The following is a 12920-nucleotide window of genomic DNA, read 5'->3' on the forward strand; positions in this document are numbered from 1 at the left end:
GGTACCTGCCTGCCCTACTTGCCGAAGGACAGGATCGCGCGGCTCGCCTTGCGCGGCTCCGGGCTGTAGACCCGGCCGTTGAGCAGGAACAGCCGTCCGTCCGACCACGCGATGCGGATGCCGTGGGGGTAGAAGACGCCCTCGGCGCCGCGGGCCGCGGCCGGGCTCTGCAGGACCGGCTGCGAGGCCCCGTCGGCCGGGGCGAGGGAGACGACCGCCGCCGCCTCGCCGCTGCCGGGGGTGACGTACGTGAGGACCCTGCCCTCCTCGACCGCCAGCGGCCACATGGTGCGCCCCTTGGGCTGCTCGGCGGTGCGCCAGCGCTCCTTGCCGGTGTTCAGGTCGACGGCGACGACCTGGTCGGTGACGTCGGTGTCGAGGGTGGTGCCGGGCTTGCCCGCGCCGATGTAGAGCGTGTCGGCGTCGACAGCGGCGGCGTAGCACTCCTGGAAGCCGTCGGCGTTGCCGAATCCGTTGCACCGCCCGCTGACCCCGAAGCCGGGGGAGGTCTGCGAGCGGACCGTACCGTCGGCGGCGAACGCGGTGATGTTCCAGGTCTTCTTGTCCTTGTGGTGCGCCGTGATCACCAGCGGGTCGACGGACAGCACCCGGCCCACCGTCCAGTCCTGGGCGTACTTGTAGCTCCACCGTGCCCCGCCGGTGGCCGGATCCAGCTCCTCGACCATCGACTGCCCGCGGACGAGGGCGTCCTTCGGGTCGGGGCACTGCCGGAGGCCGATCAGCCGCGAGCCCCCGGCGAAGCCGTACGGGTAGCAGCCGTTCGGGCTCGACGTACCGAAGAGCTTGCGGCCGTCGGTGACCGAGAAGCCGCTCATGACGGCCGACCGGGCGACGACCACGGTGTCACCGCTGATCGTCAGCTCGAACTGCAGCGAGGTGTCCTGCTTGTTCTCCTGCGGCAGCGGGATCTTCCAGCCCGCCTTCCCCGTGGCGAGGTCGATCTGCTGGAGGTGGGTGCAGTGCGAGGTCTGTGACGTGGTCTCCTTCACGCCCACGACGAGTTTGCCGTCGGCGGACGGGGCCCGCGGGACCCCGCACAGCGGAGTCTGGAGCGGAAGCTTCCACTTCTCCTGTCCGTCGGCCACCGCGTAGCCGGTGAGACCGGTCGGGATCGCGCCGACCACGGTGCCGCCCACCCGCCAGGGGCCGTACTGCGAGGCGCCCGCACCGGCCACCTCGGCCTGGTTGTCGCGCAGCCAGACCCGGGCCTCGCCCTCCCGGATCCCGGCGTTGGGGTCGTAGGTGTCGGGTCCCCCGCCGGGGCCCTTGCCGTCGCCCCGGTCGATCGAGGGCGAACCGGAGGGCCCGGCCAGGGGCTGCGCGGGCCCGCCGCGGACCGTGAGGCGGTAGGCGCCGCCGCCGATCAGGACCAGGACGGCGAGCAGCGCCGCGACGGCCCCGGCGGCGGGCACGGGCCGCAGCGCCCGCGGCCGGCCGCCGGACCGCGGGGTGCCGGGCGCGAACGACGCGGGCGGGGCGGGCGGTGCGAACGGGGCGGTCGGTGCGAACGGGGCGGGCGGCGGGCCGAAGCCGTCGGTGCGCCGCGCGTCGGGTTCCGGCGGGGGCCCGGAGGTGCGACCGGTCATGGGGGCAGTCTTGCCGATCCGGAGATATTTCTAGAATAGATTTTTGGACGAACTCGCCGCCCGCACCTCCGGTCGCCCGCCCGGTTGCCCAGGTCTAGCGTGGAATGAGCGTTCCGCGGCTTGGCGGGTGAGGAGGCCGGGCATGGCGACACACTGGCGCAGTGCGGCCCTGACCGTCGTGGCGATGGGGCTCGTGGTGGGACTCGTGGTGGGGCCCGTGGGCGCGGGGGCGGGTGCGGTGCACGCGGGGGATCACGCAGGGGATGCGGCGGTGCACACGGTGTCCGTGCCGGCCGCGACGGTCCCCGCGCCGATCCCGACGCCCGCCTCGGACGGGTTCACGCAGCTGACCCCCGCCGTCACCCGGCAACTGGACGCCGCGATAAAGAAGGTCCTCGCGGAGGCGAAGATCCCCGGCGTGATCGTGTCCGTGTCGGCCCCCGGCAAGGGGGAGTACGTACGGTCCTTCGGCGTCGCCGACAAGGCCACGGGCGCGCCGATGACCCCGAACCTGAACATGCGGATCGGCAGCGTGACCAAGACCTTCGCGGTGACCGCCCTGCTGGAGCTGGTCGACGAGGGGAAGGTCGGCCTGGACGATCCGATCGGCAAGTACGTCGACGGTGTGCCCAACGGCGACCGGATCACCCTGCGCGAGCTGGCCGGGATGCGCAGCGGCCTGTTCAACTACTCGGCGGACGAGGACTTCTACAAGGCGCTGACCAGCAATCCCGAACGGCCCTTCACCCCGCAGGAACTGCTCGGCTACTCCTTCAAGCACCCGGTGCTCTTCGAGCCCAACGCCGAGTTCTACTACTGCAACACCAACCTGATCCTGCTCGGGCTGGTGGTGGAGAAGGTCAGCGGCGTCCCCCTCGACCGGTTCATCGACCGGGAGGTCGTCGAACCGGCCGGGCTGAAGCACACGTTGTTCCCCACGGGCCCGGAGTTCCCCAGTCCGCACGCCCAGGGCTACACGAACCAGACGGCCACCGGAAAGGTCGAGAACTCCACCGACTGGAACCCCTCCTGGGGCTGGGCGGCCGGCGCGATGATCTCCGACCTCCCCGACATGCGCAGCTGGGCGAAGACCCTGGCGACCGGCACCCTGCTGACCCCCGCCACCCAGGCCCAGCGCCTCGACGTGGTCGACGCCCTCCCGGGCACCGGCTACGGCCTCGGCATCTTCAACGTCCAGGGCTGGATCGGGCACAACGGCTCACTGCCGGGCTACGGATCGCTCGTCCTCTACCTGCCCGAGGCGAAAGCCACGCTGGTCGTCCTGCTCAACACGGACATCGGGTACCAGGGCCAGGAGCCCAGCACCCTCTTCGGCGAGGCGATCACCAAGATCGTGACCCCCGCACGGGTCTACACGCTCCCAGCCCAGCCGACCCCGTGAGCGGGCCGGGCCGGCACCGCGTCCCTGCGGCGGGCCCCGGGACCTCGGTCCCGGGGCCCGCCGCCGTGTGCGCGCCCGCGGCTTCGCCACGGCCGACTCCGGCCGTAGCGTAGGGAGTCGGGGGCGCCGGGGGTCCGGAACGGATCGGCGCCCTCCACCGACCATCGGTCCGCGGCGCGCGAACCACCCCCGAGGGAGACGCACATGAACGGTCAGGCAGCACAGCGGGACGGCCGAGCCACGGCGGAGGACTCCGCCCCAGCCTCCGCCTCAGCCTCAGCCTCCGCCTCAGCCTCCTCTTCAGCGGTCACGGTCCGGGCGGCCGGCGAGGCGGACGTCGACGCGGCGACCGTGCTGTTCCGCGGCTACCTCGACTTCTACGAGGTGGACATCGAGGACCCGGACGCCCCCCGGGCCTTCCTGGCGGAGCGGATCGCCAAGGACGAGTCGCTGGTCCTGCTCGCCGACGTCCCGGAAGCCGGAACGGTCGGCTTCGCGCAGGTCTACCGCGGGTTCTCCTCCCTCTCCCTGCGCACCGCCTGGGTCCTCAACGACCTCTACGTCGCCCCGGCCGGCCGCCGCACCGGGGCGGGCCGTGCGCTGCTGCGCGAGGTCCTGCGCCGGGCCCGCGAGGCCGGGGTGTCCGGAGTGCAGCTGGAGACCGCCTACGACAACACCGTCGCGCAGGGGCTGTACGAGGCGGAGGGCTTCGTCCGCGAGGAGTTCCACGTGTACTTCCACGACCTGGGCTGACCGGCCCGCGGGACGTCGCCGATGAGCACCGAAGGCCACGGCGACGGGCACGGTGACGGGCACGGCGACGGGCACGGTGACGGGAACGGCGGGCCGAGGGTGAAACATTCTCCGCCGCCCTCGCGTCACAGAGGGGGAGACGGACGCGAGGGGGAGGGCATGCGCCTGGGGCGCAGGGACGGGTTCCGTGAGTTCGCAGCGGAACGATCGGGCCATCTGTACCGGTCGGCATGCCTGCTCGTGGGCGGGGACACCGGCCACGCGGAGGGCCTGGTGCAGGAGACCCTGGGGCGGATGTACCAGCGGTGGGGCCGGATCTCCCGGATCGACGATCCGGCGGCCTACGCCCAGACGGTGCTGGTCCGGGTCTTCCTCACGCGCCGCCGCCCCCGTCCCGCGGGGGAGCGGCAGGCCCGGGAGCACCCCGGCCGCGGCGCACCCGCCCCGGGCCCGGGGGATCCGGCGCTGCTTGAGGCGCTGGGCCGGCTGGCGCCCAGGGACCGGGCGGTGCTGGTGCTGCGCTACTGGGAGGGCCGCAGCGTCGAGGAGACCGCCGACGCGATGAACGTCTCCCCGGCGGCGGTCCGAACCCGGACCTCGGCGGCGCTCGCCCGGCTGCGGGAGCAGCTGGGCGGGAGCCTCGCCGCCTTCGCCGACCTCTGAGACCGCCGGTCCCTCCCTCCCACCCCTGCTCCCTCTCCCCGGCTGACGGAAGGCCTGGTTCCTGTGTCCATCGAAGACGAACTCGCCGAAGCCCTCCGGCGTACGGGGGAGGGCTTCACCCCCGACCCCGGGGCCCTCGCGGACGCGGGGGAGGAGCGCGGCCGGCGACGCGTGGCGCGCCGCCGCGCCGCCGTGGCCGGCGGATCCGTGCTGGCGCTCGTCCTGGCCGCGACGGCCGGGGCCTACTCCGGCGGCCTGTTCGGCGCCTCCGGGGCCGGGGGCGCCGCCCATGCCGCGGCGCCGCCGCCGACCCCGACGGGCAACGGGCGGCACAGCGGCACCGGCGTGGTCACCGCCGGCCAGATGATCGCCAACCTGAGGTCGCTCCTGCCGGGCGGGCAGCTCACCGGCACCACGGCGCGGGGCACGGACGACGAGCTGGGCCCGCGGGTGGGCGCCGTGTACGACGACGGGAAGGGCCCGGCGGCCCTCTCCCTCGGCCTCCAGCGCGTGGACCCGTTCGGCAGTCAGTCCCGCGCGCAGACCGAGTGCGAGGACAAGAACGTGCACCCGCACGACGACTGCCGGACCGAGCAACTGCCGGACGGCTCCAGGCTGCTGCTCCACCAGGGGTACGAGTACTCGGACCGCCGGGCGGACACCAAGGTCTGGCGGGCCGTGCTCGTGACCGTGGAGGGCTACCTGGTCGACGCGTCCGAGTGGAACGCCGCGGCCGACAAGGGCGTGCCCGTCTCCCGGACCGACCCGCCCCTGACGATGGCGCAGCTGAAGGGCCTGGTCACCTCGGCCACGTGGCACGCGGCCCTGAACGCCCTGCCGGCAGCCGAGGCCGAACCGGCGCCCGGGCCGGATTCGATCGCGCTGCGGGACCGCAAGGCCGTGGACGCCCTGGAGCAGCTGATGAACCGGTTCGGGATCACCGTCCCGATCGTCTCCAAGGGCGGGCAGGGGACGTACGGCTACGTCGTGCTCGACGACGGCAAGGGCAAGTCCCTGGTCCAGATCAACGTCCAGCCGAACGCGGACCCGCCGGGCTTCTCGGGGAGCCCCGCCGTCACCACGGAGTCCGACGGTACGAGGGTCAAGGTCACGCAGGGGCCCGGCGAGAAGAACCGGAGCGTGACCCAGTGGAAGGTCGACACCCTGCGCACGGACGGGCTGCGCGTCCTGATCACCGCCTTCGGCACGGCGGACCAGAACGGCCCGGCCACCCGCCCTTCACCCGCGCTGACGATGGCGCAGCTGCGGCAGATCGCGCTCGCCCCGGAGTGGAAGCTGGGAGGGCCCGCCGGCTGACCCCCTCACTTCGCGTCGGCGTAGCACTCCACGACCGCCGTCGTGAAGGGGAACCGGACCGGGGTGTCGCCGAAGGCGATCCGGCCGGCCCGTTCGCCGGCGGCGCGGATCGCCTCCACGACGGCCTCGGCCTCCTCGGCCGGGCAGTGCACGATCACCTCGTCGTGCTGGAAGAACACCAGCTCGGCCCGCATCGCGGCGGTCGACTGCCGCAGGGCCGCGAGCAGCAGCAGGGCCCAGTCGGCAGCGCTGCCCTGGACGACGAAGTTACGGGTGAACCGGCCACGGGCCCGGGTGTTGGTGGAGGCGTAGCTCGGGGTCCAGCCGTCGTCCCGGTCCTGCGGGGTCCCGGCTCCGCCCTCCCCGTACCCCTCGCCGGGGTCGACGCCGCCGTCACCGGCCTCGTCCCCCTCGCCGGAGCCGGCGGGCGGCGGGCAGGTACGGCCCAGCCAGGTCCGTACGAGCCGGCCCTCCTCCCCGGCCTTCGCCGCGTCGTCCACGTAGGCGACGGCCCGGGGGAAGCGGCGGCGGAGCGCGGCCAGGTTCTTCAGGCCGTCCCCGGAGGTCTGGCCGTAGACGGCGCCGAGCACGGCGATCTTGGCCTTGTCCCGGTCGCCCGAGAAGCCCTGCCGGGAGACGGCGGTGTAGAGGTCCGAGGCCTCTCCGGCGACCTCCATGAAGGCGGGGTCGCGGGAGATCGCGGCGAGGACGCGCGGCTCCATCTGGTCGGCGTCGGCGACGACGAGCCGCCAGCCGGGGTCGGCGACCACGGCCCGGCGGATGACCCTGGGGATCTGCAGGGCCCCGCCGCCGTTGGTGACCCAGCGGCCGGTGAGGGTGCCGCCGGGGATGAACTCCGGGCGGAAGCGGCCGTCGCGGACCCAGTCCGCGAGCCAGGCCCAGCCGTGGGCGGTGTAGATCCGGTAGAGCTTCTTGTACTCGATCAGCGGCTCGACGGCGGGATGGTCCAGCTCCTGGATCTCCCAGCGGCGGGTGGACTTCAGCTTGATCCCGGCCCCGGCGAAGGCCTTGACGACGTCGGCGGGCAGGTCGGGGCGCACGCGTCTGCCGAAGGCGGCGGACACCTGGTCGGCGAGCTCGGCGAGGCGCCGGGGCTCCCCGCCGCCCGCGTACCGCTCGCCCAGCAGCTCGGTCAGCAGGGCACGGTGCACGTCGGCCCGCCAGGGCAGGCCCGCACGGTTCATCTCGGCGGCGACGAGGAAGGCCGCCGACTCGGCGGCGGTGAGCAGCCGCATCCGGTCGGGATGGCCCGTGGCGTCGAGCCGCGCCGCCTGGTCGGCGTGGACGGCGATCAGGGCGTCCAGGGGGACGGCGGTGGTGGGCCGCGGGTCGAAGAGGGAGTCCTGGGCGCGGGGGTCGGCGGCACGCGGGCGCGGATCGGGCGGTACGGGGCCGCCGGTGAGCCGGGCCCAGGCGGCGGCCGCCGAGCGGGGCTCGCCGAAGCGGCCCTCGTGGCCGAGGAGCAGCAGCTCGGCGGCCTCGATGTCGTGGCACCGCTCGACGCGCACGCCCGAGGCGAGCAGCCGCGGGTACACGGCAGCGGTGGACCGCCAGACCCAGCGGGTCCCGGGCGGAGCGGCGCGGATCGCCTCGGCGGGGTCGCGCACCCGCATCCGGACTCCGCCGGCGGGCGGTACGGGCGCGGCGTGCCACCACCCGTCGCCGTCCTCGGCGAGGGCCCACCGGGGAGTGCGGTCGCTCATGGGTGCGAGTGTCCCACCGGGGTCTGACAGCGGCCGGGCGGCGGCCGTCCGCCGGGCGCGGCGCCGGCGGGGCTCAACGACCGGTGCCGAACGATCGGGGCTCCGCGCCCGGGGCCGAACGCCCGGGGCTCCGTGCCCGGGTCCCGGGCCGCGTACCGCCGGGGCGAGGACGTGACGGCGGACATGCCAAGCTGAGAGGCGTGAGAGACCTTGCCGAGACCGTCGACCGAGCCTTCGCCGCCGCCCTCTACGCCCAGGACGACGCCGGGCTCGACACCGGCGCCTCGCTGCTCGTCGCGGACCCGGGCGGCTGGCCCGCGGTCGGGCGGGAGCTGCTGGCGCGCGGGGAGACGTACGTACGCCAGGGCTGGGAGCGGGGCTGGCAGCCGGCCGACGTGCTGCGGCTGGTCCGCCGCGACCTCGACGAGCGGCACCTGCGGATCACCGGGGACCTGATCGCCGCCGAGGCCCGCCGCTACGCCCGGCTCCCGGCCCGCTGGGGCGCCGCCGAGGTGTGGTGGAAGGGCGACGAGGAGTACGCCGACCGGCTCGCGCAGCGGGAGCGCGCCGACCGGTTCACGCTGGCCACCGCCTTCCTGGAGGTGCTGCGGCTGCTGATCCGGCTGCCCTCGATCGAGCCGGTGGGTCCGGTGCCCGGCGACCCGGCCGACGCACTCGCCGAGCACGCCCACATCGAGCCGCGCATGCTGGGCCGGATCCGGGCCCTGCTCGCCAAGGCCGAGGCGACGACCTTCCCGGAGGAGGCGGAGGCGCTCAGCGCCAAGGCCCAGGAGCTGATGGCCCGGCACACCGTGGACGAGGCGCTGCTGGCGGCCGGCGGCAAGGGCCCGGCGCAGGTGCCCGGTGCCTGCCGGATCGGTGTCGAGCCGCCGTACGAGGAGGCGAAGGCGGTGCTGCTCGACGCGGTGGCCGGCGCCAACCGCTGCCGGGCGGTGTGGAACAGCGGCTTCGAGTTCTCCACGGTGGTCGGCTTCGAGAGCGATCTGGAGGCGGTGGAGCTGCTCTACACCTCGCTGCTCGTGCAGGGCACGGCGGCGATGACCCGCGCGGAGGCCGCCCAGCGTTCCGGCGGGCGCAAGCGGACGAAGACCTTCAGGCAGTCCTTCCTGCTCGCCTACGCCAGCCGGCTCGGCCACCGGCTCGCCGAGACCGCCGAGCAGACCGCGACGGAGGTTCCGGGCAACCTGCCGGCCCTGCTGGCCCGTGACGTGGCGGTCACCTCGCGGGCGGAGGAGATGTTCCCCCGGACCACGACGACCCGGCTGCGCGGCGCCACCGACCACGCGGGCTGGGAGGACGGCACGGCCGCCGCAGACCGCGCCCACATGGGCGGCAGGAGGAAGCCGCTGCCCTGAGGGGCCGGGGTGGAACGCATCGCGGCGTACGGGCGTCTCACCTTTCGTACGGAAGAACCCGAAAGCGGGCCGCCCCCCACGTGGCTCCCGTACCGGCCGGCTGAGGCGTCCGAGGCCCTACTTCCGAGTAGGGACCTGTAAGTGATCAACGGACCACCCCGCGTGCACGTGCATCTGCCCGTGCAGCCGCTCATGAACACAGCTATGATCCGGAGGAGTTGACATCTGCTATCGGGGGCTTCCTGTGGACCACGCGTACAACGGGATGGCGGCTGCAGAACTCGCTACCTTGTTTGAGCTGACGTGGCAGAAGAGCAGACACAGCAACTCGCAGGGTTCCTGCGTGGAGTTCGCACGGCTGCCGGGAGGCGATGTCGCCATGCGCAATTCGCGCTTTCCCGACGGACCGGCGCTCGTCTACACCCCTGCCGAGATCGAGGCTCTGCTCCTGGGCGTCAAGGACGGCGAGTTCGATCACCTGATCAGCTGACGGAACAGCGCACCCATCGCGCCATGCACGTGCACTGGCCGGGACCGATCGCAATGATCGGTCCCGGCCAGTTGTCGTGTTCTCGCCCCTGAGCGGCGGCTGCCGGCGCTTCACTCCTGCAGCAGGAAGAGCGCCCAGACCACCTTGCCGGTCAGCCGGCCCGCGAGCGGGTGCCAGCCCCAGCTGTCGCTGTACGAGTCCACCAGGAACAGCCCGCGCCCGGACTCCAGGTCGAAGTTCTCCTCGGTGCGCTCCGGCGAGAACGCCCCGCCGGGCCGGTCCTCGCTGGGGTCCCGCACCGCGCACACCAGCCGCGTGCTCCACCGCATCAGGTGCAGCCGTACCGGAGGCTCCGGCTCGGCGTCCGCCCCCCGCGCATCCTCGGGCAGGGCATGGCGCAGCGCGTTGGTGACGAGCTCGGAGACGACCAGGGCCACGTCGTCGAAGCGGTCGTCGAGGCCCCACTGGGACAGGGTCGAACGACAGAAGGAGCGGGCTCCGCGCACCGCGTCGTAGCGGGCCGGCAGAGCGCAGGAGGCGGACCCGGAGACAGCCGTGGGGTCGACCGGGGGCAGCCCCTGCCGTAACGGCTCGAGCATGGTCGATCCATTCGTCCCCATGCGAGGCACTCCCGGGATTCGCGGGCGGAGCGGTCATCTCCGTCCAGAAAGAACTGCGGGGTGGGTCCGGCGCCGGCGCGAAGAGCACGCAGGTGCGCGGGGACCATCGTTCCGAATGCCGGAGCCGGATGCAAGGGCAGATGCACGTGCACGCGCCGGACCTGTCCACTCCCGTGACGGTTCTGACTCATTTCTTCCTACGCATGCTTACGGACTTCTTTTCCCCGAGACGGGATTCCGTTACAGAACGAGTACGGCCCGATGCGTTTTGGTGGCAGACTGCGGCCCCTGGGGTACGGGGGCCCCGAGACGCTCGCGCACACCACGCGCACGCCAATGCGATGGGGAGGGCAGTACTAGTGACCGCAGAAGCAAGCGGTTCTGTGGTGCGCCGCATCCTCCTGGGCTCCCAGCTCAGGCGACTCCGAGAATCCCGCGGCATCACCCGTGAGGCGGCCGGCTACTCGATCCGCGCATCCGAATCGAAGATCAGCCGCTTGGAGTTGGGAAGGGTGAGCTTCAAGGCCAGAGACGTCGAGGACCTCCTCACGCTCTACGGAGTCACGGACAGCACGGAGCGCGAGTCGCTGCTCGGGCTGGTCCGCGAGGCCAACGCCACCGGCTGGTGGCACAGTTACGGCGACGTGCTGCCCGGATGGTTCCAGACCTACATCGGCCTGGAGGGCGCCGCGTCGCTCATCCGGATCTATGAGGTCCAGTTCGTCCACGGTCTGCTGCAGACCGAGGCGTACGCCCACGCCGTCGTCAGCCGCGGCATGCCCGGCGCCACCTCCGCCGAGATCGACCGCCGAGTCGCCCTGCGCCTGGAGCGCCAGAAGGTCCTCGTCTCCGAGAACGCCCCCGTCTTCCACGCCGTACTCGACGAGGCCGCCCTGCGCCGCCCGTACGGCGACCGCGAGGTCATGCGCGGTCAGCTGGAACACCTCATCGAGGTCTCGCAGCGGCCCAACGTGCAGCTCCAGGTGATGCCCTTCTCCTTCGGCGGCCACGCGGGCGAGAGCGGAGCCTTCACCCTGCTGCGCTTCCCCGAGTCCGACCTGCAGGACATCGTCTATCTGGAACAGCTCACCAGTGCCCTCTACCTGGACAAGGGCGAGGAAGTGGGGCAGTACGAGAGGGCGATGGAGCGGCTCCAGACGGACTGCCCCGACGCGGAACGGACCCGGGATCTTCTTCGCGGCCTGCTCCAACTGTCTTGATTCGCACGTAGTATGACGTCTGATCAGTGCATGATGACCGATCGGTCTCCGGTGCAGCGCAAGGGTGCGCGCTCGCAGTAAGGGATGGCATGTCCATATTCAGCGACCTGGCTCACCAGTACATCGACGGCGAATGGCTGGCCGGTACCGGTTCGTGGGACATCATCGACGTCAACCCCTTCAACGGGGAGAAGCTCGCGGCCATCACGGTGGCCACCGTCGAGCAGGTGGACCAGGCCTACCGCGGCGCCGAACGCGCCCAGCGCGAGTGGGCCGCCACCAGCCCCTACATCAGACGTTCCGTCCTGGAGCGCGCCCTGCGGATCACCGAGGAGCGCCAGAAGGAGATCGTCGAGGCGATGATCGACGAGCTCGGCGGGACGCGTCCCAAGGCCGAGTACGAGGTCCACCTCGCGATGGAGTTCATCCGCGAGTCCCTCCAGCTCGCCGTCCGGCCCGAGGGGCGGATCCTGCCCTCGCCGGTCGAAGGCAAGGAGAACCGCGTCCAGCGGCTCCCCGTGGGCGTCGTGACGGTGATCAGCCCGTTCAACTTCCCCTTCCTGGTGACCCTGAAGTCGGTCGCCCCGGCCCTGGCGCTGGGCAACGCGGTCGTCATCAAGCCCAACCAGAACGCCCCGGTCGTGGGCGGCGGCGTGATCGCCAAGATCTTCGAGGACGCCGGGCTGCCGGCCGGCCTGCTGAACGTCCTGGTCACCGACATCGCCGAGATAGGCGACGCGCTCCTGACGCACCCCGTCCCCAAGGTCATCTCGTTCGCGGGATCGGACCGGGTCGGCCGGCATGTCGGGGCGATCGCCGCCCGCCACTTCAAGCGCACGGTCCTGGAGCTCAGCGGCAACAGCGCGCTCGTCGTGCTCGACGACGCCGACCTCGACTACGCGGTGGACGCGGCCGTCTTCAGCCGCTTCGTCTACCAGGGCCAGGTCTGCATGGCCGCCAACCGGATCCTCGTCGACGCCTCCGTCGCCGAGGAGTTCACCGAGAAGTTCACCGCACGCGTGCGGGCCCTCAAGACGGGCGACCCGCACGAGGCCGACACCCACATCGGCCCCCTGATCAACTCCTTCCAGGCCGACGCCCTGACCGCGCTCGTGGACCAGGCCGTGGAATCCGGAGCGCAGGCGCTCGTACGGGGGTCTACGCGCGGCAACCTGGTCGAACCCACGGTGCTCGCCGGGATCCCCGAGGACTCCCCGCTGCTGAGCCAGGAGATCTTCGGCCCGGTGGCCCTGCTGGTGGTCTTCGACGGCGAGGACGAGGCCGTACGCCTGACCAACGCGACCCCCTACGGGCTGAGCGGCGCCGTGCACACCCGGGACGTGGAGCGGGGCGTCCGCTTCGCCCAGCGGATCGAGACGGGCATGATGCACGTCAACGACTCCACGATCGGGGACGAGCCGCTGGCCGCCTTCGGCGGGGAGAAGGCCTCGGGTCTGGGCAGGCTGAACGGCGAGGCCACGGTCGAGGCCTTCACCACGCAGAAGTGGATCTCCGTCCAGCACGGCCGGACGGCCTTCCCGTTCTAGCTCACACGGGTCGTCCCCCCAGGGGGTGTCTTGCGGGCCGTGCCGGGCTCGCGGTGTCCGGCACGCACGCTCGGCGCGTTGTCGTCGATCGCCGACGCTCCGCGTCGGCTCCCTGCTCCGCCTTGCGATCGCAGGTACCGGGCACCGCTCCCTGACCCCACCCGACCCACGAGACACCCCCTAGACTCGGCCGGGCGTAGG

Annotated in this window: 11 protein-coding genes; 8 read left to right on the top strand and 3 right to left on the bottom strand. The window is 72.6% G+C overall.

The features are described 5' to 3' along the window. Positions 1-14 precede the first annotated feature (14 nt). Entirely contained in the window at positions 15-1607 is a 1593-nt protein-coding gene (locus tag DEJ51_RS18370; RefSeq protein ID WP_150258565.1) for a PQQ-binding-like beta-propeller repeat protein, read from the bottom strand. A 142-nt stretch (positions 1608-1749) separates the two neighbouring features. On the opposite strand from DEJ51_RS18370, the gene DEJ51_RS18375 reads away from it, so the two are divergent. From DEJ51_RS18375 to DEJ51_RS18390, 4 genes are all read left to right on the top strand, one after another. After that, positions 1750-3009 carry a serine hydrolase domain-containing protein gene (locus DEJ51_RS18375; protein ID WP_150258566.1) on the top strand — a complete coding sequence of 420 codons (1260 nt, stop codon included), beginning with the start codon at positions 1750-1752 and terminating at the stop codon, positions 3007-3009. 204 nt (positions 3010-3213) lie between these two features. Further along, on the top strand, positions 3214-3762 hold the full coding sequence (locus tag DEJ51_RS18380; RefSeq protein ID WP_150258567.1) for a GNAT family N-acetyltransferase: 549 nt from the start codon (positions 3214-3216) through the stop codon (positions 3760-3762). Positions 3763-3921: 159 nt separating this feature from the next. Continuing rightward, a complete protein-coding gene (locus DEJ51_RS18385) occupies positions 3922-4425 on the top strand; it encodes a SigE family RNA polymerase sigma factor (protein WP_150258568.1) in 504 nt (167 codons plus the stop codon). A 63-nt stretch (positions 4426-4488) separates the two neighbouring features. Next, the gene (locus DEJ51_RS18390; RefSeq protein WP_150258569.1) at positions 4489-5742 is read left to right on the top strand and encodes a hypothetical protein; all 1254 of its coding nucleotides are present in this window, start codon (positions 4489-4491) and stop codon (positions 5740-5742) included. A 5-nt stretch (positions 5743-5747) separates the two neighbouring features. Here DEJ51_RS18390 and DEJ51_RS18395 read toward each other — a convergent pair whose 3' ends face one another. Continuing rightward, positions 5748-7466, bottom strand: coding sequence for a bifunctional 3'-5' exonuclease/DNA polymerase (locus DEJ51_RS18395; RefSeq protein ID WP_150258570.1), 1719 nt, complete (start codon positions 7464-7466; stop codon positions 5748-5750). A gap of 200 nt (positions 7467-7666) precedes the next feature. Here DEJ51_RS18395 and DEJ51_RS18400 point away from each other — a divergent pair, with 200 nt between their 5' ends. Beyond that, entirely contained in the window at positions 7667-8842 is a 1176-nt protein-coding gene (locus DEJ51_RS18400) for a DUF2786 domain-containing protein (RefSeq protein WP_150258571.1), read from the top strand. Positions 8843-9086: 244 nt separating this feature from the next. Further along, positions 9087-9332, top strand: coding sequence for a DUF397 domain-containing protein (locus DEJ51_RS18405; protein ID WP_030726905.1), 246 nt, complete (start codon positions 9087-9089; stop codon positions 9330-9332). 110 nt (positions 9333-9442) lie between these two features. On the opposite strand, the gene DEJ51_RS18410 is transcribed toward DEJ51_RS18405, so the two are convergent. Beyond that, positions 9443-9952: an ATP-binding protein gene (locus DEJ51_RS18410; protein ID WP_150258572.1), complete on the bottom strand. Its 510-nt coding sequence runs from the start codon at positions 9950-9952 to the stop codon at positions 9443-9445. 341 nt (positions 9953-10293) lie between these two features. On the opposite strand from DEJ51_RS18410, the gene DEJ51_RS18415 reads away from it, so the two are divergent. Together DEJ51_RS18415 and DEJ51_RS18420 are read left to right on the top strand one after the other, a co-directional pair. Further along, entirely contained in the window at positions 10294-11172 is an 879-nt protein-coding gene (locus DEJ51_RS18415) for a helix-turn-helix domain-containing protein (RefSeq protein ID WP_150258573.1), read from the top strand. 89 nt (positions 11173-11261) lie between these two features. After that, positions 11262-12719 carry an aldehyde dehydrogenase family protein gene (locus DEJ51_RS18420; protein ID WP_150258574.1) on the top strand — a complete coding sequence of 486 codons (1458 nt, stop codon included), beginning with the start codon at positions 11262-11264 and terminating at the stop codon, positions 12717-12719. Positions 12720-12920: the final 201 nt, after the last annotated feature.

Origin of the sequence: Streptomyces venezuelae, from assembly GCF_008642275.1 — a bacterium.
Classification (GTDB): Bacteria; Actinomycetota; Actinomycetes; order Streptomycetales; family Streptomycetaceae; genus Streptomyces; species Streptomyces venezuelae_E.

Coding starts and splice junctions, on each gene's coding strand:
- DEJ51_RS18410 (WP_150258572.1), bottom strand. CDS start 9,952: ATGGGGACGAATGGATCGACCATGCTCGAGCCGTTACGGCAGGGGCTG.
- DEJ51_RS18385 (WP_150258568.1), top strand. CDS start 3,922: ATGCGCCTGGGGCGCAGGGACGGGTTCCGTGAGTTCGCAGCGGAACGA.
- DEJ51_RS18395 (WP_150258570.1), bottom strand. CDS start 7,466: ATGAGCGACCGCACTCCCCGGTGGGCCCTCGCCGAGGACGGCGACGGG.
- DEJ51_RS18420 (WP_150258574.1), top strand. CDS start 11,262: ATGTCCATATTCAGCGACCTGGCTCACCAGTACATCGACGGCGAATGG.
- DEJ51_RS18370 (WP_150258565.1), bottom strand. CDS start 1,607: ATGACCGGTCGCACCTCCGGGCCCCCGCCGGAACCCGACGCGCGGCGC.
- DEJ51_RS18380 (WP_150258567.1), top strand. CDS start 3,214: ATGAACGGTCAGGCAGCACAGCGGGACGGCCGAGCCACGGCGGAGGAC.
- DEJ51_RS18415 (WP_150258573.1), top strand. CDS start 10,294: ATGGGGAGGGCAGTACTAGTGACCGCAGAAGCAAGCGGTTCTGTGGTG.
- DEJ51_RS18375 (WP_150258566.1), top strand. CDS start 1,750: ATGGCGACACACTGGCGCAGTGCGGCCCTGACCGTCGTGGCGATGGGG.